This window comes from Neptuniibacter sp. CAU 1671, assembly GCF_029222905.1.
GTDB lineage: Bacteria > Pseudomonadota > Gammaproteobacteria > Pseudomonadales > Balneatricaceae > Neptuniibacter.
In genome coordinates this window covers 292,313-317,284 of the sequence record NZ_JARHUE010000001.1, presented here as the reverse complement: position 1 = coordinate 317,284, position 24,972 = coordinate 292,313, and the positions used below count along the sequence as shown (strand labels likewise).

Sequence of the window (24,972 nt, the reverse complement as noted above, 5' to 3'; positions counted from 1 at the left end):
TGATTTCAGCCCCGTTTCATTGTTGTATAACTCCCGATCAACTCATCCGTCGTTCGAGTCCGGCCTCAGCCATCACGCGGGTTGCGATCTCTTCAATGGAGAAATTCGTGGTGTTAATAAACGGAATGGTCAGCTTTTTAAACAAGCGCTCCACTTCCCGCACCTCATAGTCACATTGATCGAGCGAAGCATAACGACTGTTGGGGCGTCTTTCATGACGGATTGCTGCCAGCTGGAAAGGGTCAATGGTCAGACCATAGAGTTTATGCCGATGTGGCTGCAGGGATTCTGGCAGTTGGCCAAATTCAAGATCGTCTTCAGTCAGTGGGTAGTTGGCGGCACGGATACCAAACTGCATCGCCATATAAAGACAGGTGGGGGTCTTGCCGCAGCGTGATACGCCCACAAGGATGATGTCGGCCTGATCGTACTGGCGGATACGTGCACCGTCGTCATTATCGATCGCAAAGTTGACTGAGTCGATACGCGCTTTGTATTTATGGCGTTCTACAATGGCATGGGACTTACCGACTGAATAGCTCGAACGCGCCTTCAGCTCTTGCTCCAGTGGTTTCAGAAAGGAGGAGAATACATCGATCTGGAAGGCGTCCGCCTGTGCGATGCGCGCCCGAATATCTTCATTGACGATGGTGTCGAAGATCAGAGGACGTTCGTTGTCACGCTGTGCTGCCTGGTCGATCTGCTGAACCACCTTATCGGCTTTTTCCAGTGTGTCGACATAGGGCAGGGTGATCTGTTCAAATTCAATCCCATCAAACTGCGCAAGCAGGCTGTGGCCAAGGGTTTCAGACGTAATACCAGTACCGTCGGAAATAAAAAATGCAGTCCGTTTCATCTTTGTTACATTTAAATGGGATATAGTATTGCCATCCAGAAGGGTGGCCCTTTATTACCGCCCACTATAACAAAATGCAGTAGCGATTTCGCAGTCTTGCGCATAGTTAATAACGGTCCAGAGTAGGAGAATAACTTTGCAGAGTTACGTTTTACGCCTTGATCAGGTTGGCATGAATGACGTTGACAAGGTTGGTGGAAAAAATGCGTCTCTTGGCGAGATGATCCAGGAGCTGAGTGGTGCCGGTGTACAGGTACCCAACGGTTTTGCCACTACAGCAGACGCCTTCCGTGACTTTTTGCAGCACAGTGGTTTGGAACAACGTATTCATGACGTTTTGAGCCAGCTGAACACAGACGATATCCAGGCCCTGACGCAGACCGGTAAAGAGGTGCGTCAGTGGATACTAGACGCAGAGTTCCAGCCTGAGCTGGACCAGGCAATTACTGCGGCCTGGCAGGAATTGGCCGGGGGTAATGATCAGTTGGCGGTGGCGGTACGTTCCTCTGCCACGGCTGAGGACCTGCCGGATGCCTCCTTTGCGGGTCAGCAGGAAACCTTCCTGAATATTCGTGGTTTATCCGCGGTAAAACATGCAATCCGCGAAGTATTTGCCTCTCTTTATAATGACCGTGCCATCAGCTACCGCGTGCACCATGGGTTTGAGCATAGCGAAGTGGCCCTGTCGGCGGGTATTCAGCGCATGGTGCGCAGTGAAACCGGTTCCTCCGGGGTAATGTTTACGCTGGATACAGAGTCAGGTTTCAACCATGTGGTGTTCATCACGTCTGCTTACGGTTTAGGTGAAACGGTGGTGCAGGGTGCGGTAAACCCGGATGAGTTTTACGTTTACAAGCCCACCCTTAAGCAGGGTGCGCCTGCCATTATTCGCCGGACGCTGGGCGCCAAAGCGATCAAGATGGTGTATGCCGAAGAAGCCAAAGGCTCCCATGCCGTTGAAACGGTGCCAGTCAGTATGGAGGAGCGCCAACGTTTCTCTATCAACGATACTGAAGTGCAGCAACTGGCCCGCATCGCCATTGAAATTGAAAAACACTATGGCCGTCCGATGGATATCGAGTGGGCCAAAGACGGCGATACCGGTGAGCTGCTGGTGGTTCAGGCGCGTCCTGAAACCGTCAAAAGCCGCAGCAGTCAGACCGTCATTGAACGTTACCTGCTGAAAGAGACCAGTACAGTCCTGGCAGAAGGTCGTTCTATCGGTCACCGGATTGGCTCCGGTGCGGTGCGCATTGTGCATGACATCAGTGAGATGGACCGTTTGCAGCCGGGAGAAGTACTGGTCACCGATATGACCGATCCGGACTGGGAGCCGGTCATGAAACGTGCGGCGGCGATTGTCACCAACCGCGGCGGCCGTACCTGTCATGCTGCGATCATCGCGCGCGAACTGGGTATTCCGGCGATAGTGGGTTGCGGTGATGTAACTGATCGTCTGCGTGATGGTCAGCTGATAACCGTATCCTGCGCCGAGGGGGATACAGGTCGTGTCTATGAAGGGAAACTGGATTTTGAACATCAGTCCAGCTGTGTTGAATCGATGCCGCCATTGCCTTTCGACATCATGATGAACGTGGGTAACCCCGATCGTGCTTTTGATTTTCAGGCGCTGCCAAATGCCGGCGTGGGTCTGGCGCGACTGGAGTTCATCATCAACCGCATGATCGGCATCCATCCCAAGGCATTGCTGAATTACGATACTCAGCCGCCGATGCTGCAGCAGACCATTGATCGTCGTATTGCCGGTTACAGTAATCCGGTAGATTTCTATGTGGACCGTCTGGTTGAGGGCATTTCCACACTCGCTGCCGCCTTCTATCCGAAGAAGGTCATCGTGCGTATGTCGGATTTCAAGTCGAATGAGTACAGTCACCTGATTGGTGGTGATGCCTACGAACCTGTGGAAGAAAACCCGATGCTGGGTTTCCGGGGCGCCGCACGATACATCTCTGAAAGTTTTCGTGACTGCTTTGAGCTGGAATGCCGTGCCCTGAAACGGGTGCGTGATGAGATGCATCTGACCAATGTTGAAGTGATGGTGCCATTCGTGCGCACACCGGGCGAAGCGCGGCAGGTGGTTGAACTGCTGGCGGCGCATGGTCTGAAGCGCGGTGAGAATGGCCTGCGGGTGATCATGATGTGTGAGATCCCATCCAATGCACTGCTGGCAGAGCAGTTCCTGGAACACTTTGATGGCTTCTCAATTGGTTCTAACGACCTGACGCAGCTGACGCTGGGTCTGGACCGTGATTCAGGCGTCATTGCGCATCTGTTTGATGAACGTAATGAAGCAGTACTGAAGTTGCTGTCCATGGCGATCAGTGCCTGCCGGGCACAGGGCAAATACATTGGTATCTGTGGGCAGGGGCCGTCGGATCATCCTGATCTGGCTCGCTGGCTGATGGAGCAGGGCATTAACAGTGTGTCCCTGAACCCTGACTCGGTGCTGGATACCTGGTTCTTCCTCGCCAACGATAAGGTATAAACCGCCTTACCTGATCAGATCCACAAAGGTCGACAGGGGTTGTTGCTGCAAATACTCCATCAGAGTTTGCAGCATCGACTCAGCGGCGGGGCTCAGAGCCCGGCCGCGACGGCTGATCAGATAGATACTGCGATAGAAAATCGGTTCTATCGGTCTGAATGCCAGCCCTTCAAAGCCACGGGTGCTGGCTGCGAGTGCTGGCAACAGGCATATCCCCATTTCCATGCGTACCAATTCTGCCAGTGCTGCAGGACTGGATACCTCAATCATTGGTGCTGTCAGTTGCTCTGATGGATACCACTGCTGCAGCTCACTGCGGATGCCGCTGTCGGCGGTTAGCTGAAGTTGAGGCAAGGCCGAAATATCAGGCCAGCTCAGCTGTGTTGATTGAGCCAGCGGATGCTGCGAAGGCAGAACGGCTCCATATCGGTCCTTCAGCAGCGGCTGATAGCTTAGTTCTGGGTGATCTGAGTGATTGCCACCAATGCCAAAATCTACGCTATTCTCCAGTACGCACTGCTCAATTGCGCCGGCATTCTCATCCCGTAGCTGCAGTTTGATATTGGGGTGTGCCCGGTTGTACTGCTGTACCACCTCTGGCATCAGGCAACTGATGACAGAAGGAGAGGCTGCAATCGCAACCTGACCGCGTTGGCGGGTTGATATAGCCTGCAGGTCAGTCAGTGCGGTATCAAAGTCGGACAGCAGTTTTTCGGCCACTGGTAGAAACTGATCACCCTCGCGCGTCAGCATCACCCGTCGGGTGGTGCGGTCAAACAGGGTTAGCCCGACCTGCTGCTCAAGTTGCTGAATGGTCGCAGTCAGTGTGGACTGGGTCAGGTGCAGGCTCTCCGCAGCACGGGTAAAGCTGCCACTCTGAGCAATAGCTGAAAAGGCGCGCAGATGACGGATAGAGATATTATTCGACATAATCAATTAATTTATAGAATTTTATCGTTTGATTGATAAATAACAATTTTGCATCATAGCCCGCTGACTGACAATTCGGCGTTTACGCAAGAATAGAGGAACACTGCCATGATCCCGCGGCTCTCGCAGGTGGAAACCACCGAAGCCCTGTACCTGAATTTTATTGATGAACTGCGCAAGGATGGATTTGCCGGTGATCTGAATGCGGATTACGCCAACCGAATTGTGCTGTCCACTGATAACAGTATCTATCAGATGCTGCCGCAGGCGGTTCTCTATCCACGTCACAGCGAAGACCTGGCGCTGATCGCCACGCTGGCTGATCAACCGCGTTTTGCCGACCTGAAAATGAGTGCCCGTGGCGGTGGTACCGGCACCAATGGTCAGTCCCTGACCGATGGCCTGATTGTTGATGTGTCCAAGTACATGAACAAAGTACTGGAGATCAACGCGGAAGAGCGCTGGGTCAGAGTTGAATCCGGTGTGGTCAAGGATCAGCTGAATCGCGCCCTCAAGCCATACGGGCTTTTTTTTGCACCGGAACTGTCCACCAGTAACCGCGCCACGATTGGTGGCATGATCAATACCGATGCCAGTGGGCAGGGTTCTGTCCTGTATGGCAAAACCCGGGACCATGTGCTGGAGCTGCATACTGTGCTGCTGGGGGGAGAGCTGTGGCACTCCAAAGCGCTGTCTGATGATGAGCTTGAGCAAAACAAACAGATAGAGGGTCGCATCGGTGAAATCCATACCGTGCTGGATCAGATCTTCACTGAGAAAAAAGAGCTGATTGATGCTCGTTTCCCGAAACTGAATCGCTGTCTGACCGGTTACGACCTGGCTCATATCCGCGATGAGCAGGGCCGCTTCAATCTGAATAATATTCTTTGTGGCGCCGAGGGGTCGTTGGGTTTTGTGGCAGAGGCCAAGCTCAATGTACTGCCGATTCCCAAGCATGCGGCATTGGTCAATATCAAATACGACAGCTTTGAAGCCTCCCTGCGTGATGCCAAGGATCTTATGTCCCGGGGGCCGACATCCATTGAAACCATCGACTCCAAGGTGCTGAATCTGGCGATGGGCGATATTGTCTGGGATACCGTCAGTCAGTATTTCCCGCAGTCTGAGGGTGAGCCTGAGATTCGCGGTATCAATCTGGTTGAATACACCGATGATGATGCCGATGCCCTGCGTGCAAGGGTAGAGCAGCTGGAACAGCACCTGAATGCCGTTGCCGGTCAGCCGGGCAAAAGTTTTGGTTTTTCTGTGGTCTATGGCGCAGGAGAGATCAATAAGGTCTGGACCATGCGTAAAAAAGCGGTGGGCCTGCTCGGCAATGCCAAAGGTGAGGAGCGGCCGATTCCGTTTGTCGAGGATACCGCGGTACCACCTGAAAATCTGGCCGACTTCATCATGGAGTTCCGTAAGGTACTGGATGATCGCAATCTGGCCTATGGCATGTTCGGCCATGTGGATGCCGGTGTACTGCATGTGCGCCCGGCCATCGATATGAAAGATAAGGCACAGGAACCGCTGATTCGTGAAGTGACCGATGCAGTGGTGGCGTTGACCCAGAAATACCACGGTCTGCTCTGGGGTGAGCATGGTAAGGGTGTGCGCTCTGAGTACGCGCCGGCGTTTTTTGGCGAGCTGTATCCTGAACTGCAACGGGTCAAAGCCTGTTTTGATCCACGCAATCAGTTTAATCCGGGAAAAATTGCAACGCCGGCGATTGAGGGGGCTGAACTGCTGAAGATCGATCAGGTGCCTACTCGCGGCCAGTTTGACCGTCAGGTCAGCGCGGAAACCCGCAAAACCTATGATTCGGCCATGTTTTGTAACGGTAATGGCGCCTGTTTCAACTATGACCCTAATGATGCCATGTGCCCTTCATGGAAAGGCACCCGGCAGCGTATTCATTCGCCCAAAGGCCGCTCCTCTCTGATTCGGGAATGGCTGCGCCTGATGGAGCGGCAGGGTACAGATCTGACGCAGGAGAGTGCACGGGCCAAACGCGGTTTTGGCTTGGTCTCATTACCTTCACGTATTAAAAACACCCTGAAAAAACGTCAGGGTGAGTATGACTTCTCCCACGAAGTGCATGAGTCGATGATGGCCTGTCTGGCCTGTAAATCCTGTGCCGGTCAGTGTCCTATCAAGGTCAATGTGCCGGATTTCCGTTCGCGGTTTCTTGAGTTGTATTACGCCCGTTATCTGCGGCCGGCAAAAGATTATCTGGTCGGCAGTCTGGAATACATGATTCCGTTTATGGCGCGTTTTCCGGCGCCCTACAACTGGCTGATGAGTCAGTCTTTGATCAAGGGCATCTTCAAACGCCAGGTGGGCATGGTGGACAGTCCGCTGATCTGTCGGAACAGTCTGGTGTCTGGCCTGCATGCCCGCGGTATCGATTTTGCAACTCCGGCTGTGTTAAAGCGACTGACAGCGGAAGAGCGTGAGAATGCTGTGATTCTGGTACAGGACGCGTTTACCAGTTACTTTGAGACCCAACTGGTACTTGATCTGTGTGATCTGCTGACCGGACTTGGTTTTCATGTGCTGGTGGCGCCGTTCAGACCCAATGGCAAACCGCTGCATGTACATGGTTTTATGGCGGCCTTCAAACGGGCGGCAGAACGTAACGCTGACCTGCTACATCGCTTGCAGCAGAGTGGTATCCCATTAGTCGGGATTGACCCCTCTATGACCCTGACCTACCGTCAGGAGTATGCCTCTGTACTTGAAGATGGCGCTCAGGCTCAGGTACAGCTGCTGCAGGAGTGGCTGGTCGAACACCTGGATCGTCTGGCACCTTTTAAGGGCGATATTGCGCAGGGTGCGGGTTTTAAACTGCTGGCACATTGCACCGAAAAAACCACGGCGGCGCCGTCCATTCGCCAGTGGCAGCAGGTATTTGAAGCAGCAGGTTTGTCCCTGAGTGTTGAAGCGGTGGGCTGCTGTGGCATGTCTGGTACCTATGGGCATGAAACAGCCAATCTCGACACTTCACGCCGGATCTATGATCTGAGCTGGAGTCCGCTGGTGAATGATGAGGCTGTGCGCCCGCAACTAGTCGCCACGGGTTACTCCTGTCGTAGTCAGGTGAAGCGGCTTGATCAGCAACAGATTCCTCACCCATTGCAGGCGCTGCTGAAACAACTGCAGCACCATAAACAGATGGGTAATACTTTTTAAGCTATAAACACCCGGGGTTTAACCCCCTAGTAAGGAGAAGAACGTGGAAGATCTATTGCCAGAACTGTGTGATCAGTTTCCCGAAAAAGTGCAGGTGGTTGAGCCGATGTTTGGCAACTACGGTGGCCGCGAACGTTTTGGTGGTGAAATTGTCACCCTGAAAGCGTACGAAGATAATTCACTGGTACGTGAGCAGGTTGCGCTGCCCGGCAAAGGTAAAGTGCTGGTGGTAGATGGTGGTGCGTCTATGCGCCGGGCAATGCTGGGCGATATGCTGGCGGAAAAAGCCACTAAAAACGGCTGGGAAGGCATCATCATCTATGGTTGCATCCGTGATGTTAACGCGATCAGCGATCTGGATATTGGTGTTCAGGCACTGGGTGCGCACCCGATGAAAACCGATAAACGTGGCCTGGGTGATCTGAACGTTGAAGTCACCTTTGGTGGTGTGACCTTCCGTCCGGGTGAATACGTATACGCTGATAACAACGGTATTCTGGTATCTGCAGAGAAGCTGGAACTGGCTGAAGGCTGATCTGGCGAGCCGTCTGGTCTGGGGATCAGACGGCTTTCAGCATCAATTGCTGGCGCATGGTCGGACTCCGGGTGAGATCCGCCAGCGTGTACTCTTCCAATACCTGCATGAACTGTTGCTGGGCCCGATCCAGCACGCCCTGCAAAGAGCAGGAACCGGTTAAACGGCAACCCTGTTTACTGCAGTCAATCAGGGGTTCATTGCCCTCAGCCTGAGCAACCACCTGACCAATATTGATCTTACCTGGCTCGATGGCAAGGCGAATACCGCCATGTTTGCCGCGGAAAGTAGCAAGATGGCCTGACTTGGACAGGGCATGTACCACCTTACGCAGGTGTTCGACAGAGATATCATAGTAGGTGGCAATTTCAGACAGCGTCACAAGACGGTCATTGTTGGCTGCCACAAAGAACAATACACGAAGGGTATAATCGGTAAATCGGCTTAACTGCATGAGAGTATCTGCTATAAAGATGCAATTAGAATATACGTTTTGCCCAAGCTGAAAGCAACTCAGCTTTAGTTGAGTATTGGTTGTGTGACCCCATATTGAATCTTCCGTTCACACGGTGGTCAGTTCATTTTCGCAGTGCAGGAAGTTGTTATTGTGTACAAGTTGTTGATTTTTGATTGGGATGGCACGCTGATTGATTCAGCCGCAAAGATTATTGCCAGTATGCAAGCGGCTGCTCGTGACTGTTCACTGCCGGTACCTACGGATGACGCGGTGCGCGATATCATCGGTTTAGGCCTGCCGGAAGCGATCAGAATTTTAATTCCGGGGATTAAACAGACAGATATTGAGGCTGTCCGTGCCCGGTACGGCGTACACTTTCTGGAAACCAATACAACGCCGATGCCGCTGTTTCCGGGGGTGAGAGAATCGCTGGAACGGATGCACCAGCGCGGTGTGCGCATGGCGGTGGCAACAGGTAAAAGCCGCCGAGGTCTCAATCGGGGTTACGAGCAGACCGGACTGGGCCACCTGTTTGAGACATCTCGCTGCGCAGATGAAACAACCTCCAAGCCGGACCCGCATATGCTGCATGAAATTCTGGCAGAAACCGGCGTGGCTGCTCATGAAGCGCTGATGATCGGCGATACCGAATATGATCTTGAGATGGGGCAGCGTGCCGGTACCGGGCTGGTGGCAGTCAGCTATGGTGCTCACGCAGTTCATCGGTTGGAACCCTACAATCCGCTATTGAAAGTGGATGAATTTACTCAGCTGGAACACTGGCTGGCGCCTACACTGGGCTGGTAACGAATTAAGGACATCGTATGAGTGATAATCCCTGGAATGAACCTGAAACTGGCGCAACTTCAGCGTCTGAAACGCCTGCTAAACCCCTGATCGAAAAAGCGCAGGAGAAAGGCAGTGACAGTCGCGAGTGGAAACTGATTGAAAAATCCTTCAACGGGCTGTTTATAGAACAGCGCCGTGCCCGTCGCTGGGGCATTTTTTTCAAAGGTCTCACCTTCGTTTACCTGTTTGCCCTGCTTGCCATAGTGATGGGGGGCAAAGATCTGGAGACAGGCATTCATCCACAAGCGCACACGGCACTGATTGAAGTTCGAGGCACTATCAGTGCGGATGATGAGGCAAGCGCAGACAATATCATCACCGGTCTGAGAGATGCATTTGAAGCGCCGAATGCCAAAGCGGTTATTTTGCGCATCAACAGCCCGGGCGGCAGTCCGGTGCAGGCAGGTTATGTCTATGATGAGATCAAACGCCTGCGGGCACTGTATCCGCAAAAACCGCTGTACGCTGTGATCACAGATATTGGGGCATCAGGTGCTTATTATATCGCGGCAGCGGCAGATGAGATCTATGCTGATAAAGCCAGCTTGGTTGGTTCCATTGGGGTGGTGTCCGGTGGTTTTGGTTTTGTCGAACTGATGAATAAACTGGGCGTTGAACGCCGCCTTTACACTGCCGGTGAACATAAGGCGTTTCTTGATCCTTTCTCACCTGCGGATGAATCGGAGGCTGAGCTGTGGCAGGAGGTTCTGAAAACGACCCATGCGCAGTTTATCGACCAGGTGAAGCAGGGGCGGGGCGAGCGTCTGAAAGAAGACCCTAATCTATACTCGGGCCTGGTTTGGACGGGGGAACAGGCCGTTGAACTCGGTTTGGTGGATGGTTTATCCAGCAGCAGCGCTTTGGCGCGTGACCGGATTGGTGCTGAGCAGATAGTGGATTACACGCCGCGTCCGGAACCCTGGAAACAGATTATTGGTGAACTGGGTGTCAGCTTTGCCAAGGCACTGGGTACTCAACTGGGTTTTAGTCCGGCTGCGCCTATGCGGTAATAAACATAATAAAAAGAGGGGATCATGGCAGAAGTGGAAATATTCGGACCTAACTTCAGCACCTTCGTTCGCAGTGTCATGCTGGCCTGTGAAGAGAAGGGAATCCCCTACCGGCAACATATGGAGGCGGACGGTGTTCCGGTAGGTATGCACAGTGCCCCTCATATGAAACTCCATCCTTTCGGCAAAGTGCCGGTGCTGCTGCACCGGGGGCAAACTCTGTGTGAAACGACGGCAATCCTGCGTTATCTTGAAGCCCTCTGTCCAGATAGACCTCTACAACCCTCAGATCCATGGGCACGTGCGCAACTTGATCAGTGGTGCTCGTTTGTTTCCCTCTATCTCGATCAGGCATTGATTCGCCGTTACCTGCTTGAATTTGTGTTTCCCAAGGGCGAAGGCGGCGTAGTGCGGGAGGACAGGGTCGAGCGGGCGCTACCGGAGGTACATAAGATGCTCAAGTTTATTGAGTCTCAGCTGGATGGTAAGTCTTATCTGCTGGGTGATGAGCTGACGATGGTCGATCTGTTGCTGTTACCGATGCTCGATTATCTGCTGAAATGGCCGCAAACGCAGGCAGTTGCTCAGGCATATCCAAATATTGTCAGCTATACCGAGCTGCTGCGTCAGCGTCCATCAGCGCAAAAAATTCTTGTCTGAACTCGGGTTATAGCGGATCAGCAATCAAGGTGAGCTGATCATCTTTGACCGCCAGATAGAAACAGTTGCGTCGTTCTGTATGGCAGGCCGGTCCGGACTGGTCAACCAGACATAAAATGGCATCACCATCACAGTCAATTCGTAGCTCAACCAGATGCTGAACATGTCCTGAGCTTTCACCTTTGCGCCAGTAACTCTGTCTGGAACGAGACCAGTAGCAGACATGTCCGGTGCGCAGTGTTTCTGCCAGAGAGTCCCGGTTCATCCAGGCCAGCATCAGCACTTCACCGGTGTCATGCTGCTGAGCAATGGCGGGCACCAGACCGTCTGCATTGAAGTTCAGATTGTTGAGGGCGTCTTCGAGATTAACGGAGGTGCCCTGTGCGGACTTTTCCAGGGCAAGGTAATAGTCATTCTTCATGATTTAAATCTTTCAGCGTCAGAATTATGCAGCGTTGGCTGGCCATCTTAGCATGATGTAGGGCACACCAAGAAAAGTTGAATTTTTATCGCTGGCACTCATCAAAGCATTGAAACCGCATGGGAGTGCTTGCATGTTATCCAGGGCCAGTGTGATTGCCTTTATTGTTGCATTGCTAATGACATTGCTGTTGATGAAACAGTGTTCAACTGCTTTTGAGACTGCAAGTTTACCGACCACAGTGGTGGAAAGACGCGCCTGAAAGCTGGCCAATAAAAAAGACCCAAAATTGGGTCTTTTTTATTGAAAACAGGATGCAATCAGGCAGCTTTCGTAGATCTATTTTCAGGATGCGTAGCTATGAAGTGTTTCAGTACTTTGTGCAGCATCTCTGCATGAGCATAGTTTTTCTGGCGCTTAGCTTTTTCAATGTCGTCCAGAATGATCTTCTTGATTTTTTGTTCGCCCTGATGGGTGATCAGGTAGTGTCCCAATCCCATGGCAATCATGGCATTGGTATGTTCATGTTCTGCAATCGCGTCCACTTCGTCAGCAGTCAGATCGCTTAACTCTAAGCATTCCTCATACGTCAACATTGTTACTTATCCCTCTGGCTTTAGCATGGTGATCTTGTTGTTTTTATGTCAGCTAACACGGTTATGGCGTAACCGCAGCTCAAGTCTAGGCGAGGGTGGTCTTATTATCTAATACTTTTGTCGGACGATATTTCACCTTTTTTTATTCATAAATGAAAATCAATCATTACGCAGGTGCAAAAATTGAAATGTGTTCATTCAGAGGAGTTTAAAGTGCTTTTAAAAGGCAGGCGCTCTTTAAGGCGCTCCATCTCTTCTGCCAGTAATGCCTGCTCCTCTTCCAGATAGTCGCGGATCGCCTGATTAAAACCCTGCTCTTCAAGCCAGTGTGTAGAGTAGGTCTCAATCGGTTCAAAACCGCGTTGAATTTTATGTTCACCCTGCGCGCCGGGATCAAAGCGCTGCAAACCTTTCTCAATGCAGTATTCGATACCCTGGTAATAACAGGTTTCAAAGTGCAGGCTGTCATATTCATCCAGACAGCCCCAGTAGCGGCCATAGAGGGTATTGGCGTCTTCAAAGCAAAGCGCTGCAGCTACTGGCTGGTTTTCACGACATGCCTCGATCAGCAGTAATTGCTCCGGCATGGTGTTAAGCAACATTTGAAAAAAGCTGAGCGGCAGGTAGGGGCGTTGCCCGCGTTTCCAGTAGGTGGCCTGATAAAACTGATAAAACACGGCTATATCATTTGGCTGTATCTGTGACCCACTTTTCCGTCTTAGCTCAATTCCCTGAGCTCGAACTTTCTCACGTTCCTTGCGGAGGGTTTTGCGTTTACGGGAATTAAAATGGCTCAGGTAGTGATCAAAGTTGGTATAGCCCCGGTTAAACCAGTGATACTGACAGCCTTGCCGGATCATGAACTGCTCAGCCAGCACTGACTTAAGCGGTGTTTCCCAGAATAAACCGTGCCACGAATGAGCCCCCAGTCTGGACGCGATATTCGGAATGACTTGCGTCAGCAGTGGTGAAAGTTGTGCCGGGTCCATCTGTGTCAGCAGGCGTGGTCCGGTAACTGGAGAAAACGGAATGGCAGTGACCAGTTTCGGATAGTAAGGCCGTTTGTGCCGATGATAGGCGTCAGCCCAGGCCCAGTCGAAAACATACTCACCGTAGGAGTGTGATTTCAGATACATAGGTAACAGGGCCAGGGTTATACTGCCCTGCATGATCTTCAGATGCACAGGCTGCCAGCCTGTCTCGGCATTGACTGCGCCTGAGGCTTCCAGAGCGTGCAGAAATTCATAGCGAGTGAAAGGGTAGTCATGGAGGCAGCACCGTGCCCACTCTTCAGGCTCAATCTCGGCGATTGCATTACAGATTTGATAGGTCAGCTCCATGCTGCGATCATGCCACGCCGGATTAAGAAACGCTAAACTTAAGTTGTCCCTATTTGCAGGAGTAAACCGATGGACGAGCTGGAATTAGAATTTGAGCTACACCCGCAACTCCAGGCTGACTGTATTGTGTTGGGTGATCTGCCACTGTGCCGGTTACTGCTGATGAACGATGCGAACTATCCCTGGTTTATTCTTGTACCCCGGCGGGCAGAGGTGACTGAGATTTACCATCTGTCAGGCAAGGATCAGATTCAGTTGACGCGGGAATCTTCCTTTGTGGCGGAAACACTGGCGGATGCCTTTGCCGCCCGCAAAATGAACATTGCTGCACTGGGTAATATGGTGCCTCAGCTACACGTGCATCATATCGTGCGTTATGAGAAAGACCCCGCCTGGCCGGGTCCGGTCTGGGGAAAAGTACCGGCACAGCCCTACACGGATGAGAAAATCGAGTCGATTCGTCAGCGTTTAGAGCTTCTTTTGCAAGGCGAGCTGTCGTTTGCCCCGCATAACTGATCAATGATCGGCAGACCCCTGTTCTGGGGTCTGTTACCACCGTGCAAATCAGGTATAATCCGCGATCTCTTATTATTGGCGCGGGGCTTTTTTCAAGCCCGGATCGTATGTGTTGCGCCGATATCGTAACTGATTTACATGCCCGGGCCTCAGGTGCCCGGTTTAAGCCAACAGGAACCAGACATTATGCGCAGTCATTATTGCGGCGACATTCGAAAAGAACATATTGGTGAAGACGTTACTCTGTGTGGCTGGGTACATCGTCGTCGTGACCACGGTGGAGTGATCTTTTTGGACGTGCGTGACCGTCAGGGCCTGGTTCAGGTTGTCTTTGATCCTGACCGTCAGGAGAGCTTCCAGCTTGCAGATACCTGTCGCAGTGAGTTTGTTATTGAACTGAAGGGTCTGGTGCGCAACCGTCCGGAAGGCACTACCAATGCCGATATGCCGACCGGTGAAATTGAAATTCTGGGTAAAGAACTCAAGATTCTTAACCGTGCAGCGACCCCTCCGTTCCAGCTGGATGAACACCAGCAGGTGGGTGAAGATGTACGTCTGCGAAACCGCTTTGTAGACCTGCGCCGTCCAGAGATGCAGGCTAAACTGCGTTTCCGCTCTAAAGTGACCATCGCGATCCGTAATTTTCTGGATGAAAACGGCTTTCTGGACATTGAAACCCCAATCCTGACCCGAGCTACTCCGGAAGGTGCGCGTGACTATCTGGTACCAAGCCGTACCCATGAAGGCTGCTTCTTTGCGCTGCCTCAGTCGCCCCAGCTCTTCAAACAGCTGCTGATGGTGTCCGGTTTTGACCGTTACTATCAGATTGCTAAGTGTTTCCGTGATGAAGACCTGCGTGCTGACCGTCAGCCTGAATTTACCCAGGTGGACATCGAAACCTCCTTTATGGATGAAGCCGGCATCATGGGCATGGCTGAAACCATGGTTCGCCAACTGTTTAAAGACCTGCTGAACGTCGAGCTGGGTGACTTCCCACAGATGCCATACTCCGAAGCGATGAATCGTTACGGCTCTGACAAGCCAGACCTGCGTATCCCGCTGGAACTGGTGGATGTGGCTGACCTGATGGAAGGCGTTGAATTCAAAGTATTCGCTGGTCCTGCAAAAGATCCTAAAGGCCGCGTTGCGGCGCTGAAGGTACCGGGTGGTGCTGAACTGTCCCGTAAGATCATTGACGATTACACCCAGTTTGTCGGTGTGTATGGTGCTAAAGGTCTGGCCTGGATCAAGGTTAACGAACTGGAAAAAGGCGCAGAAGGTCTGCAGTCACCGATCGTTAAATTCCTGGGCGAAGACGTTGCCATGAACATCATGCAGCGTCTGGGTGCTCAGAATGGCGATATCGTGTTCTTTGGTGCTGATAAAGAGAAGGTGGTTAATGAAGCCCTGGGCGCGCTGCGTATCAAGGTCGGCCATGACATGAACCTGCTGCAGTCCGAATGGGCGCCGCTGTGGGTCGTTGACTTCCCGATGTTTGAAGAAGTGGATGGTGGCAAACTGACCGCATTGCACCACCCGTTTACAGCGCCTAGCTGTGCACCTGAAGAGCTGAAAGCGAATCCGACCGAGTGTCTGTCCCGTGCCTATGACATGGTTTTGAACGGTACTGAGTTGGGCGGTGGTTCTGTGCGTATCCACGATCAGGAGATGCAGCGTACCGTATTTGAAGTACTGGGCATTGGTAAGGAAGAAGCAGAAGAGAAATTTGGCTTCCTGCTGAACGCACTGAAGTACGGTGCGCCTCCGCACGGTGGTCTGGCGTTTGGTCTGGACCGCATGGTGATGCTGATGACCGGTTCTGACTCAATTCGTGAAGTGATTGCCTTCCCGAAAACTCAGACTGCAAGCTGCCCGCTGACCGAAGCGCCGGGCGAAGTGAGTGCGGCTCAGTTGCACGAACTGAACATCAGACTGCGTAAAACCCCTTAAGCTAAAAACTATTCGACTCGGCGGGGTAACTACCCCGCCTTGATTCGAGGACGTCAGCCATGGCCGGTCATTCCAAGTGGGCCAATATCAAACACCGCAAAGCGGCTCAGGACGCTAAACGCGGCAAAATTTTCACCAAACTGATTCGTGAACTGGTGGTTGCAGCCAAAGAGGGCGACGGCCTGCCGGAAGATAATCCGCGTCTGCGTGCGGCGATGGATAAAGCGCTCAGTGCCAACATGAAAAAAGACACCATTGAAAAAGCGATTCAGCGCGGTGTGGGTGGCAATGAGGGTGGTAACTACAATGAGCTGACCTATGAGGGCTACGGTCCGAAAGGGGTCGCCATTCTGGTGGAGTGTTTGACCGATAACGTCAATCGCACGGTGTCAGGCGTTCGTGCAGCGTTTAACAAACACAACGGTAATCTGGGCACGAATGGTTCGGTGGCTTACCTGTTTGAGAAAAAGGGGCAGATCACCTTTGCTGAGGATGCCGATGAAGAACTTATCATCGAGCAGGCACTGGAGGCCGGGGCTGAAGATGTTATCAGCCATGATGATGGTTCTGTGGATGTGCTGACCGATGTCACTGACTATCTGGATGTAAAGCAGGCATTGCTTGAGGCAGGTCTTGAGCCGGTGAATGCAGAGGTTGCGATGATTCCAGCCACTGAAGTGGCGTTGGATACTGAGAGTGGCCGAAAAGTGCTGAAACTGCTGGATGCACTCGAAGATCTGGATGACACTCAAAACGTTTTCCATAATGCGGTGATTCCGGCAGAGTCGATGGAAGATTAGATGACTGCACAAGTCTCTTAACGACATCAAAAGCCGGGGCTGTTATCCTCGGCTTTTTCGTTTCAGGCACAACCGACTGGAGAGTCATGCTCATATTGGGAATAGATCCGGGCTCACGTATTACCGGATATGGCGTCATTAATTGTGTTGGCAGTCGCAATGAATATATTGCCAGTGGCTGTATACGTATTAAGGGCGACGAGCTGGCTGATCGGTTGCATCAGGTCTATGCCGGTGTGGCTGAGGTGATTGAGCGTTACTGCCCACAGGAGATGGCCATCGAACAGGTGTTTATGGCCCGCAATGCCGATTCGGCGCTGAAACTGGGGCAGGCACGAGGGGTCGCTATAGTGGCAGGTACCAATGCAGCACTGCCGGTGTTTGAGTACTCTGCCCGTAAGGTAAAACAGTCTGTGGTGGGTAAAGGCTCTGCCGATAAGGTCCAGGTACAGCATATGGTGGCGCATATCCTGCGTTTACCGGGTCTGCCTCAGGCCGATGCTGCCGATGCGCTGGCCATTGCGCTCTGTCATGCGCATAGTCGCTCCAGCCTGATTCGGGCATCTGGTTCTACGCAAACGAGAAAACATACATGGCGCAACCTCTGATGGATGGAATTGATCTGCTTTATGCTGCTGAGCTGACCGGTGTAGCCGTGTTTGCCATTGCCGGAGCCCTGTCTGCTCAGGGTAAACGACTGGATATATTCGGTGTGGTGGTATTGGCAATCGTCACTGCACTGGGGGGCGGTACTATCCGTGATATCAGTCTGGACAGTTATCCACTGGTCTGGATTGCTGACAATAATTACCTCTGGGTGGCGGTGGCCGCCGCCGTCTTCACTTTCATCTTTTGCCGTTACCTGAATTACCCTAAACGTACCTTGCTGATTCTGGATGCGATGGGGCTGGCGCTGTTTGCCACTCTGGGGGCTGAAAAAGCCCAGGCCGCAGGCTTGGCGCCGATCATCGTAGTGATGATGGGGGTCATTACCGGTGCGGCTGGCGGCATGATGCGCGATTTGTTGACCGGTCAGATTCCGCTGATATTGCAGCGCGACGGGTCCCTTTATGCTACCTGTGCCCTAGCCGGAGCGCTGTTCTATGTGCTGGCGGATGGCTGGATGAATACAACCCTGCAATTAACGCTGGCTGCGTTGATTGTTTTTTTGCTGCGCCTGGCGGCAATATTTGCCAATCTGCGGCTGCCAGAGTTTATTATGGCAGGACATGAACAGCCAAAACAGGAACAGGATAAGTTACCGTGATAGGGCGTTTAACCGGCGAGTTGGTAGAAAAACATCCCCCTCAGTTGCTGCTGGATGTGAACGGGGTGGGGTATGAAGTTGAAGCATCGATGAATACCTTTTATCGCCTGCCGGAGTGTGGCCAGCGGGTTACTCTCTTTACCCACTTTGTGGTGAGAGAAGATGCGCAGTTGCTCTATGGTTTTTATGATCGCGATGAAAGAAGCCTGTTCAAAACCCTGATCAAAGCCAACGGCGTTGGTCCCAAGCTGGCGATTACGATTCTTTCCGGCATCTCAACCCGTGAATTTGTGCGTTGTGTTCAGCAGCAGGATACCGCGTCACTGGTACGCCTGCCGGGGGTGGGTAAGAAAACCGCTGAACGTCTGATTGTCGAGATGAAGGACAAGCTGTCAGCGCTGGGACTGGGGGATGTGGCTGACTTTACGCTGGAGTCGGGTGTCATTGGCGATGATATCCCGCCACAGATAAGTTCCGTGGTTGATAGCCGTACTGAGGCAGAAAGCGCGTTGGTAGCACTGGGCTACAAACCGGTGCAGGCAACCAAGGCCATTGCACAGGCCGAGAAGCTGCTGGGGGCTGAGGCTACCAGTGAGGCACTGATTCGTGCTGCCCTGAAAGCGATGGTAGCGTAATCGTTTAAGAGTTGAATGATTGATGATTGAAGCAGACCGTTTTATTTCCCCATCAAGCAACCCGGTTGAGGAAGCGCATGACCGTGCGATCAGGCCGAAAAGTCTGGAAGACTATGTTGGCCAGCCCGTGGTGCGTGAGCAGATGGAGATTTTTATTCAGGCGGCTAAAAATCGTCGTGAAGCACTGGATCATACCCTGATTTTTGGCCCACCGGGGCTGGGTAAAACGACACTGGCCAATATCATTGCCAACGAGATGGGCTCGGACATCAAAACCACCTCGGGCCCTGTGCTGGAAAAGGCGGGAGATTTGGCGGCACTGCTTACCAACCTTGAACCTAACGACGTGCTGTTTATCGACGAAATCCATCGCCTGAGCCCGAATGTGGAAGAGGTACTCTATCCGGCCATGGAGGATTATCAGCTGGATATTATGATCGGCGAGGGGCCTGCCGCGCGTTCTATTAAACTCGATCTGCCGCCGTTTACCCTGGTCGGTGCGACCACCCGCGCAGGTTTGCTGACATCGCCGCTACGGGATCGATTTGGCATTGTGCAGCGCCTGGAGTTTTACAATGTCGAAGACCTGACACATATCGTCAGCCGGTCTGCTGCTTTGTCTGGGACTGAAATTGAAGCTGCTGGTGCACGGGAAGTGGCTCAGCGCTCTCGCGGTACGCCGCGTATTGCCAACCGTCTGTTACGCCGTGCGCGCGATTATGCCGAAGTCAAAGGGAATGGCATTATTACCTGTGAAATGGCTGATAAAGCCCTGAATATGCTGAATGTGGATCAGTTAGGATTTGACCATCTTGACCGTCGCATGTTGTTGGCGATGATTGAAAAGTTCGCCGGAGGACCGGTCGGCGTCGAAAGTCTGGCAGCCGCTCTCAGTGAGGAACGGGACACTATCGAAGATGTACTTGAGCCTTACCTGATCCAGCAGGGCTTTGTGATGCGCACACCACGTGGTCGTGTGGTCACGGATCATGCCTATCGGCATTTCGGCCTGCAAAAAAACAGCACCGACAACTAATCGGGTTGAACCGCACCAGAGTGTGACGCGGATCAATTTAATTCATCAGTCGCGGTTATATGATGCTTTAGTCTTCCTTCGGCCGCGCTGTTCATGTCTACTTTTCTAACACTAAAACAACTCCAGAATTTTAAAAACGAGTTGCTTGAGCTACGCCAGCAACTGCGTCTGGAATTGCAGGCTGAAGTTGTGGGTCGTACTGTGAATGAAACAGTAGCCAACCCCATCAGTCAGGATGATAGCCGTGAGTTCATTGCCTCATTGCATGCGGAACTTGAGGCCTGCGAGGCTGCACTCTACCGGCTTGAACAGGGCTGTTTTGGTGTCTGCGTGGCCTGTGGCGAAGAGGTGGAATTAAGCCGTTTGGTGGCCTCTCCCGTGACTTCATGCTGCTTGCGCTGCCAGTCTTTAAAAAAAGTCGTCTAATGGCGACAGGTTCCTTCAGACGCCGTTCATTTTTCTCTGGTTATCCTGCCTGAGCAATATCTCTTTTGCTTGTATATCCTGTTGCGGCTGGTATTGTTGCAGCTGGTCTTTGGGGTGCAAAATCAGCTGAACTTTGTCTCCTGGTAAGACTCCAACTCCTTTTAAAATAATCTCCTGTTCGGACACTGAGAGGGAAATAGAGTGGTCGAGAAAATGTCGATCTGGAGCCTGGTTGCGAATGCCAGCTTTGTGGTCCAGTTGGTCATGTTGAGTCTTTTACTGGCGTCTTTTCTTTCCTGGGTCATGATTTTTCAGCGTCAGCGTGTGCTGGGTCAGGCGCGTCGCGCGATGACCAAGTTTGAAGACCGATTCTGGTCCGGTGTCGACCTGGGTCAGCTGTTTCGGGAGATTAATCAGAGTCCGAATCCGGACAGTGGCGTGGAAAATATTTTCCGGGCCGGCATCAAAGAATACACCCGCCTGACGCAACAGCCCGGCTATGACCGTGATGCTGTGATGGACGGTATCCAGCGCAGTATGCGCGTTGCGCTTGCCCGCGAAGAGGACAAGCTGGAACGTCACCTGCCGTTTCTGGCAACCGTCGGCTCAACCAGCCCCTATGTGGGTCTGTTTGGTACTGTGTGGGGGATTATGAACTCCTTCCGCGGACTGGCGAATGTGCATCAGGCAACCCTCTCCTCAGTGGCGCCAGGTATCTCTGAAGCACTGGTGGCAACAGCAATTGGTTTGTTTGCGGCGATTCCTGCGGTGATTGCCTATAACCGTTATTCAGCCAAAGTGGATTACCTGCTGGGTAACTACGAAACCTTTGCAGATGAGTTCTCTGCCATTTTGCACCGTCGCCTGCACGGCTCTAACTAATTGGAGTCTGTCATGATCAGACGGCAGCGCAAAAAACGTAAACTGAATTCGGACATCAATGTGGTGCCCTACATCGATGTGATGCTGGTGTTGCTGGTGATTTTTATGATCACCGCGCCCATGCTGACTCAGGGTGTTGATGTCGAGTTACCAAAGGCGGCGGCAGAACCGGTTGACGATAAAGATAATGAACCTGTGATTGTTACGGTGGATGCGCAGGGTCAGTATTACATCGATATTGGCGGCAACCCGGATGAACCGGTCTCGGGTGAGGTTGTCAGTGATCGCGTAGCCAAGGTGTTATCCAGCAACCCTGAGAAAATGTTACTGGTGCGCGGCGACAAGAATGTTGATTACAACAAGGTTGTTCAGTTGATGGTCTTGTTACAGCAGGCAGGTGCTCCAAGCGTCGGTCTGGTTACGGAATAGGACCGTACAGTGAAAAGTACGAGTTACCTGATTCCAACGGTTTTTGCCGCACTGCTGCATATGGTGGTGATTGTGCTGCTGGCTGAAAGCTGGTTTATGGCTGAACCGGAGCATCGTCAGGTGCCACGTCATGTTCAGGCACAGCTGGTGGACTTCACCGAACGCGAGGCTGAAAAACTTCAAGAGTCACAAGCCAAGGCTAAGGCCAAGGCAGAACAGGATAAACGCGAGCTGGAGCGTCAAAAAGAAGCTCAGCGTCAGGCAGAACTGAAAAAACAGCAGGACGCTCAGCGGAAAAAAGATGCTGAGGCCAAACGTCAGGCTGATGAGAAAAAAGCCGCTGAAGCGAAGAAAAAAGCGGAAGCCGAAAAACAGCGTCTTGCAGAAAAGAAAAAACAGGATGATGCACTGGCGTTAAAGAAAAAAGCGGAAGCAGAAGCGAAGAAAAAGGCTGAGGCAGAGCGTAAGCAGAAAGAAGCTGATGCCAAACGAAAAGCGGATGCGGAGAAAAAACGCTTAGCCGAAGAAAAACGACAGCAGGCAGAAGCGGAACAGCGCAAACGCGAAGAACAGGAAAGGCAGGCGAGGGAGCTTGCCGCCAAACGGGAGGAAGCGGCACGTCGGGCTGAAGCACAACGTCAGGCAGCGGCCTCCTATGAAGGTTACATCAAGGATCTTATCTCAAGAAACTGGCGCCGTTCTCCTGGTACCCGTAATGAGATAGTGATCGAATTATCTATATCACTGCTGCCCACCGGTAAGGTGGTGGATGTTCAGGTAACCCGAAGCAGTGGTGATAGCCGCGTTGATCAGGATGCTATCAGAGCGGTGCAGCGGGTCGACCGATTCGACAAGCTTCAGGAGCTTGATCCAGTTGTGTTTGACCGATATTACAGACGATTCACCCTGCGATTCAGACCGGAGGACTTGCGGTGGTAAACAGAATTCAACAGAGCTTAATCAGCTGTGTCCTGATGCTGATGTCAGTAATGGCACATGCAGAACTGACAATTGAGATCACGCAGGGTGTCGATAAACCGACACCGATTGCGGTGGTACCCTTTGCCTGGGGGGGCAGTTTTGCACTGAAAGAGGATGTCGCTCAGATTGTGTCAGATGATCTGGGTCGTACCGGCCTGTTCAGCATGATGAAACGCAATAACATGTTGAGTTTCCCCAGCCAGCAGAATCAGGTGTTTTACCGTGACTGGCGGGTAGGGGGTACTGAGTTTCTGGTCATCGGGCGTCAACAGGCGATTGAAAATGGTCAGTTGCGGGTTGAATTCGAACTCTATGATGTGCTGAAACAGCAGCGAATTCTGGTGGAGCGGGTAACTGGCAACAACAATAATCTGCGTGATGTGGCGCATTACATCGCTGACAAAGTGTATGAGAAGCTGACCGGCATTCGTGGTGCATTCTCAACGCGTATTGTCTATGTCACGGCGCAGCAGTTTGGTAACGGTAATGTGAAATATCAGCTGCAGATGGCTGATGCAGATGGTGCGCGCCCTATCACTATTCGTGAACAGAGTCAGCCGATTATGTCGCCCGCCTGGTCTCGTGATGGCACCAAGCTAGCCTATGTATCCTTCGAGTCAGGCAAGCCGGCTATCTATATCCAGTATCTGTCGACAGGTAAGCGTGAGAAGCTGCAGTCATTCCGAGGCCTGAATGGCGCTCCGGCTTGGTCTCCGGATGGTAACCGTCTGGCGCTGACGCTGTCTAAAGATGGCAACCCTGAGATCTACGTGCTGGATCTGCAGTCGCGTCAGCTCAACCGCATCACACATCACTATGGCATTGATACCGAACCGAGCTGGACCCCGGATGGGCAGTCTCTCATCTTTACGTCAGATCGGGGTGGTCAGCCACAGATTTATCGTATTCGACTGGCCAGTCGGGATATAGAACGAATCACCTATGAGGGTAATTACAACGCCAGTGCCAAGCTAACGCCTGACGGACGTTTTCTGGCATTGGTGCATCGTGGAGGCGATAACCAGTTTCATATCGCGGTTCGGGATATGAAAACCGGCAGATTAGATGTGCTGACAGATACGCTGCTGGATGAGTCTCCAACCATTGCACCCAATGGCAGCATTATCCTCTATGCAACACAAAAAGGTACACGCGGTGTACTGGGCGGCGTAACCCTTGATGGACGGGTTCGTTTCCTACTGCCAGCTCCGGCAGGTGATGTCCGTGAGCCGGCCTGGAGTTCATACTTGCAATAAATGCAATAAGACTTTAATTTAACAGCTGCTAGGACATGGGCGGCTTGCAATCACTTTACTACTGAATAATCAGTAGGATACAGGGGAGTCATAAATGCGTACATCCAACTTAACTAAAGCAGCAGCACTGGCATTTGGCGTTGTATGGGCTGCGGGTTGTAGTACTACATCTACAACCGATACAGCGACCACTGGTACGGAAACTGACGGCAGCGCTACTCAGGGTGTAGGTGTTGATTCAGGTGTTACCGGTGTCACAATCGAAGATCTGGCCACTTTGCGCACAGTTTTCTACTTCGATTTTGACCAGGCGACATTGAAAGCCGAAAGCTATGCAGATCTTGAAAAGCACTCTGCTTATCTGGCTCAGCACCCGTCTGCACGTGTTGTTCTGGAAGGCCACGCTGATGAGCGCGGTACCCGTGAATACAACATGGCACTGGGTGAACGTCGTGCACTGTCTGTTGCCCGCTTCATGCAGGTAAACGGTGTTTCTGGCGGTCAGATTGAAACTGTCAGCTTCGGTGAAGAAAAACCGGCAGTTGTGGGTCACAGCGAAACCAGCTGGAGCCAGAACCGTCGTGTCGAACTGAAATACACCGCGCAGTAATTGTTGATGCGGTATTGTAAGTCTCTCGCTTACGCGGGTATGGCACTGCTTTGCAGTGCCAATACCTTCGCGGAAGACGTTCCGGTGATTGAGCTGGGTGCCGAGCGTGGCGCTAACACAATTAATGTGGCGACCCCGCCTCAGCAGTCCCTCTCTCAGAACGGCCAGCTGCTTATGCTGATCCAGCAATTGCAGGATGAAGTGCGCAGCTTGCGTGGTCAGGTCGAGCAGCAATCCTATCGTCTCAAACAGATGGAGCAGGAACAGCTGGATCGTTACCGTGATCTGGATCGTCGGGTTTCAGTGCTGTTGTCTGCCAACGCAGATGCGGGTCTGCCCCCACCGGCAGAGCCGGTTTTTAGCGATACTCAGTCTGCCGGAACATCTGCCAACAGTGCAGCGCCTTCCTCTGCAGATGCCACTTCAGTCACCGCCGCTCAGCCTGCGCCGACTGAAGATGATATGCGCGCTTATCGCGAAGCCTTTGCACTTGTGCGTGACAAGTCTTATGGCCCTGCTATTGCAGCGTTTAATGCCTTTGTACAGCAGTATCCTCAGAGTCCAAGGCTGGCAAATGCACATTACTGGCTGGGTGAGGTTTATCTGGTGCAGCAAAATGTTGAAGCTGCCCGGGATGCATTCACCACCGTGCTGAATTCATTCCCTCAAAGCAGCAAAGCACCGGATTCAGCCTACAAGCTGGCGACCGTGTATGAAAAGCTTGGGGATCCGGCTCGCTCTTCACAATATCTGGATCTGGTACTTAAACAGTATCCCGATTCTGCTGCCGCACGTCTGGCTAAAGAGTTTCAACGCACGCAATAACCGG

The 24,972-nt window shown here is 52.3% G+C and carries 26 protein-coding genes; 20 read left to right on the top strand and 6 right to left on the bottom strand.

Annotation, left to right across the window (positions count from 1 at the left end; all coding sequences use genetic code 11):
- Window positions 1–37: 37 nt before the first annotated feature.
- Window positions 38–856, bottom strand: a complete 819-nt coding sequence (locus P2G53_RS01510; RefSeq protein ID WP_275812708.1) for a pyruvate, water dikinase regulatory protein — start codon at window positions 854–856, stop codon at window positions 38–40.
- A 136-nt stretch (window positions 857–992) separates the two neighbouring features.
- Between P2G53_RS01510 and ppsA the strand changes: the two genes are divergently transcribed.
- Window positions 993–3,362, top strand: a complete 2,370-nt coding sequence (gene ppsA, locus P2G53_RS01505) for a phosphoenolpyruvate synthase (protein ID WP_275812706.1) — start codon at window positions 993–995, stop codon at window positions 3,360–3,362.
- Between the two features lie 6 nt (window positions 3,363–3,368).
- On the opposite strand, the gene P2G53_RS01500 is transcribed toward ppsA, so the two are convergent.
- Entirely contained in the window at window positions 3,369–4,292 is a 924-nt protein-coding gene (locus tag P2G53_RS01500; protein WP_275812703.1) for a LysR family transcriptional regulator, read from the bottom strand.
- A 108-nt stretch (window positions 4,293–4,400) separates the two neighbouring features.
- On the opposite strand from P2G53_RS01500, the gene P2G53_RS01495 reads away from it, so the two are divergent.
- Window positions 4,401–7,487, top strand: coding sequence for an FAD-binding and (Fe-S)-binding domain-containing protein (locus tag P2G53_RS01495; RefSeq protein ID WP_275812700.1), 3,087 nt, complete (start codon window positions 4,401–4,403; stop codon window positions 7,485–7,487).
- A gap of 43 nt (window positions 7,488–7,530) precedes the next feature.
- Entirely contained in the window at window positions 7,531–8,022 is a 492-nt protein-coding gene (locus P2G53_RS01490; protein WP_275812697.1) for a putative 4-hydroxy-4-methyl-2-oxoglutarate aldolase, read from the top strand.
- Window positions 8,023–8,047: 25 nt separating this feature from the next.
- Here the strand turns inward: P2G53_RS01490 and P2G53_RS01485 are convergent, their stop codons facing one another.
- Window positions 8,048–8,476 (bottom strand): Rrf2 family transcriptional regulator, encoded by a 429-nt coding sequence (locus tag P2G53_RS01485; protein ID WP_275812694.1) that lies wholly within the window; start codon window positions 8,474–8,476, stop codon window positions 8,048–8,050.
- Between the two features lie 153 nt (window positions 8,477–8,629).
- On the opposite strand from P2G53_RS01485, the gene P2G53_RS01480 reads away from it, so the two are divergent.
- From P2G53_RS01480 to P2G53_RS01470, 3 genes are read left to right on the top strand one after another with little or no spacing between them, the layout of a single operon-like run.
- A complete protein-coding gene (locus tag P2G53_RS01480; protein ID WP_275812692.1) occupies window positions 8,630–9,286 on the top strand; it encodes an HAD-IA family hydrolase in 657 nt (218 codons plus the stop codon).
- Window positions 9,287–9,303: 17 nt separating this feature from the next.
- The gene (locus P2G53_RS01475; RefSeq protein ID WP_275812689.1) at window positions 9,304–10,338 is read left to right on the top strand and encodes a S49 family peptidase; all 1,035 of its coding nucleotides are present in this window, start codon (window positions 9,304–9,306) and stop codon (window positions 10,336–10,338) included.
- Between the two features lie 24 nt (window positions 10,339–10,362).
- Entirely contained in the window at window positions 10,363–10,998 is a 636-nt protein-coding gene (locus P2G53_RS01470; RefSeq protein WP_275812686.1) for a glutathione S-transferase family protein, read from the top strand.
- Window positions 10,999–11,005: 7 nt separating this feature from the next.
- Here P2G53_RS01470 and hisI read toward each other — a convergent pair whose 3' ends face one another.
- From hisI to P2G53_RS01455, 3 genes are all read right to left on the bottom strand, one after another.
- Window positions 11,006–11,419, bottom strand: a complete 414-nt coding sequence (gene hisI / locus P2G53_RS01465) for a phosphoribosyl-AMP cyclohydrolase (protein WP_275812683.1) — start codon at window positions 11,417–11,419, stop codon at window positions 11,006–11,008.
- A 320-nt stretch (window positions 11,420–11,739) separates the two neighbouring features.
- Window positions 11,740–12,015, bottom strand: coding sequence for a hypothetical protein (locus P2G53_RS01460; protein ID WP_275812679.1), 276 nt, complete (start codon window positions 12,013–12,015; stop codon window positions 11,740–11,742).
- A gap of 194 nt (window positions 12,016–12,209) precedes the next feature.
- Complete coding sequence (locus P2G53_RS01455) at window positions 12,210–13,355, bottom strand: GNAT family N-acetyltransferase (RefSeq protein ID WP_275812676.1); 1,146 nt, start codon at window positions 13,353–13,355, stop codon at window positions 12,210–12,212.
- A 69-nt stretch (window positions 13,356–13,424) separates the two neighbouring features.
- Here P2G53_RS01455 and P2G53_RS01450 point away from each other — a divergent pair, with 69 nt between their 5' ends.
- The 14 genes from P2G53_RS01450 to ybgF all read left to right on the top strand — a co-directional run bounded on the left by P2G53_RS01450 (window position 13,425) and on the right by ybgF (window position 24,968).
- Window positions 13,425–13,871 carry an HIT domain-containing protein gene (locus P2G53_RS01450; protein ID WP_275812673.1) on the top strand — a complete coding sequence of 149 codons (447 nt, stop codon included), beginning with the start codon at window positions 13,425–13,427 and terminating at the stop codon, window positions 13,869–13,871.
- Between the two features lie 186 nt (window positions 13,872–14,057).
- A complete protein-coding gene (gene aspS / locus P2G53_RS01445) occupies window positions 14,058–15,821 on the top strand; it encodes an aspartate--tRNA ligase (protein WP_275812670.1) in 1,764 nt (587 codons plus the stop codon).
- Window positions 15,822–15,880: 59 nt separating this feature from the next.
- Complete coding sequence (locus P2G53_RS01440) at window positions 15,881–16,621, top strand: YebC/PmpR family DNA-binding transcriptional regulator (RefSeq protein WP_275812667.1); 741 nt, start codon at window positions 15,881–15,883, stop codon at window positions 16,619–16,621.
- A gap of 86 nt (window positions 16,622–16,707) precedes the next feature.
- Window positions 16,708–17,229, top strand: coding sequence for a crossover junction endodeoxyribonuclease RuvC (ruvC, locus tag P2G53_RS01435; RefSeq protein ID WP_275812664.1), 522 nt, complete (start codon window positions 16,708–16,710; stop codon window positions 17,227–17,229).
- The gene (locus P2G53_RS01430) at window positions 17,214–17,888 is read left to right on the top strand and encodes a trimeric intracellular cation channel family protein (protein ID WP_275812661.1); all 675 of its coding nucleotides are present in this window, start codon (window positions 17,214–17,216) and stop codon (window positions 17,886–17,888) included. The genes ruvC and P2G53_RS01430 overlap by 16 nt, the downstream gene beginning before the upstream one ends.
- The gene (gene ruvA / locus P2G53_RS01425; RefSeq protein ID WP_275812658.1) at window positions 17,885–18,523 is read left to right on the top strand and encodes a Holliday junction branch migration protein RuvA; all 639 of its coding nucleotides are present in this window, start codon (window positions 17,885–17,887) and stop codon (window positions 18,521–18,523) included. The genes P2G53_RS01430 and ruvA overlap by 4 nt, the downstream gene beginning before the upstream one ends.
- Window positions 18,524–18,545: 22 nt before the next feature.
- A complete protein-coding gene (gene ruvB, locus P2G53_RS01420) occupies window positions 18,546–19,559 on the top strand; it encodes a Holliday junction branch migration DNA helicase RuvB (protein WP_275812656.1) in 1,014 nt (337 codons plus the stop codon).
- Between the two features lie 93 nt (window positions 19,560–19,652).
- Window positions 19,653–19,985, top strand: a complete 333-nt coding sequence (locus P2G53_RS01415) for a TraR/DksA C4-type zinc finger protein (protein ID WP_275812653.1) — start codon at window positions 19,653–19,655, stop codon at window positions 19,983–19,985.
- 213 nt (window positions 19,986–20,198) lie between these two features.
- Window positions 20,199–20,867: a protein TolQ gene (gene tolQ / locus P2G53_RS01410; protein WP_275812650.1), complete on the top strand. Its 669-nt coding sequence runs from the start codon at window positions 20,199–20,201 to the stop codon at window positions 20,865–20,867.
- Between the two features lie 12 nt (window positions 20,868–20,879).
- A complete protein-coding gene (gene tolR, locus P2G53_RS01405; protein WP_275812648.1) occupies window positions 20,880–21,296 on the top strand; it encodes a protein TolR in 417 nt (138 codons plus the stop codon).
- Between the two features lie 9 nt (window positions 21,297–21,305).
- The gene (gene tolA, locus P2G53_RS01400; protein WP_275812645.1) at window positions 21,306–22,235 is read left to right on the top strand and encodes a cell envelope integrity protein TolA; all 930 of its coding nucleotides are present in this window, start codon (window positions 21,306–21,308) and stop codon (window positions 22,233–22,235) included.
- 35 nt (window positions 22,236–22,270) lie between these two features.
- Window positions 22,271–23,533 carry a Tol-Pal system beta propeller repeat protein TolB gene (gene tolB, locus P2G53_RS01395; protein WP_275812642.1) on the top strand — a complete coding sequence of 421 codons (1,263 nt, stop codon included), beginning with the start codon at window positions 22,271–22,273 and terminating at the stop codon, window positions 23,531–23,533.
- 94 nt (window positions 23,534–23,627) lie between these two features.
- Window positions 23,628–24,143: a peptidoglycan-associated lipoprotein Pal gene (gene pal, locus P2G53_RS01390; protein WP_275812639.1), complete on the top strand. Its 516-nt coding sequence runs from the start codon at window positions 23,628–23,630 to the stop codon at window positions 24,141–24,143.
- A 6-nt stretch (window positions 24,144–24,149) separates the two neighbouring features.
- Entirely contained in the window at window positions 24,150–24,968 is an 819-nt protein-coding gene (gene ybgF / locus P2G53_RS01385) for a tol-pal system protein YbgF (protein ID WP_275812636.1), read from the top strand.
- Window positions 24,969–24,972: the final 4 nt, after the last annotated feature.

Bases quoted from the DNA above. Each gene is read 5' to 3' on its own strand.
- P2G53_RS01485 (WP_275812694.1), bottom strand. From the start codon at position 8,476: ATGCAGTTAAGCCGATTTACCGATTATACCCTTCGTGTATTGTTCTTT.
- ybgF (WP_275812636.1), top strand. From the start codon at position 24,150: ATGCGGTATTGTAAGTCTCTCGCTTACGCGGGTATGGCACTGCTTTGC.
- P2G53_RS01510 (WP_275812708.1), bottom strand. From the start codon at position 856: ATGAAACGGACTGCATTTTTTATTTCCGACGGTACTGGTATTACGTCT.
- hisI (WP_275812683.1), bottom strand. From the start codon at position 11,419: ATGAAGAATGACTATTACCTTGCCCTGGAAAAGTCCGCACAGGGCACC.
- P2G53_RS01495 (WP_275812700.1), top strand. From the start codon at position 4,401: ATGATCCCGCGGCTCTCGCAGGTGGAAACCACCGAAGCCCTGTACCTG.
- ruvB (WP_275812656.1), top strand. From the start codon at position 18,546: ATGATTGAAGCAGACCGTTTTATTTCCCCATCAAGCAACCCGGTTGAG.
- P2G53_RS01450 (WP_275812673.1), top strand. From the start codon at position 13,425: ATGGACGAGCTGGAATTAGAATTTGAGCTACACCCGCAACTCCAGGCT.
- P2G53_RS01455 (WP_275812676.1), bottom strand. From the start codon at position 13,355: ATGGAGCTGACCTATCAAATCTGTAATGCAATCGCCGAGATTGAGCCT.
- P2G53_RS01415 (WP_275812653.1), top strand. From the start codon at position 19,653: ATGTCTACTTTTCTAACACTAAAACAACTCCAGAATTTTAAAAACGAG.
- tolR (WP_275812648.1), top strand. From the start codon at position 20,880: ATGATCAGACGGCAGCGCAAAAAACGTAAACTGAATTCGGACATCAAT.
- P2G53_RS01460 (WP_275812679.1), bottom strand. From the start codon at position 12,015: ATGTTGACGTATGAGGAATGCTTAGAGTTAAGCGATCTGACTGCTGAC.
- P2G53_RS01500 (WP_275812703.1), bottom strand. From the start codon at position 4,292: ATGTCGAATAATATCTCTATCCGTCATCTGCGCGCCTTTTCAGCTATT.
- P2G53_RS01430 (WP_275812661.1), top strand. From the start codon at position 17,214: ATGGCGCAACCTCTGATGGATGGAATTGATCTGCTTTATGCTGCTGAG.
- P2G53_RS01475 (WP_275812689.1), top strand. From the start codon at position 9,304: ATGAGTGATAATCCCTGGAATGAACCTGAAACTGGCGCAACTTCAGCG.
- ruvC (WP_275812664.1), top strand. From the start codon at position 16,708: ATGCTCATATTGGGAATAGATCCGGGCTCACGTATTACCGGATATGGC.
- aspS (WP_275812670.1), top strand. From the start codon at position 14,058: ATGCGCAGTCATTATTGCGGCGACATTCGAAAAGAACATATTGGTGAA.
- tolQ (WP_275812650.1), top strand. From the start codon at position 20,199: ATGTCGATCTGGAGCCTGGTTGCGAATGCCAGCTTTGTGGTCCAGTTG.
- tolB (WP_275812642.1), top strand. From the start codon at position 22,271: ATGCTGATGTCAGTAATGGCACATGCAGAACTGACAATTGAGATCACG.
- P2G53_RS01470 (WP_275812686.1), top strand. From the start codon at position 10,363: ATGGCAGAAGTGGAAATATTCGGACCTAACTTCAGCACCTTCGTTCGC.
- pal (WP_275812639.1), top strand. From the start codon at position 23,628: ATGCGTACATCCAACTTAACTAAAGCAGCAGCACTGGCATTTGGCGTT.
- P2G53_RS01440 (WP_275812667.1), top strand. From the start codon at position 15,881: ATGGCCGGTCATTCCAAGTGGGCCAATATCAAACACCGCAAAGCGGCT.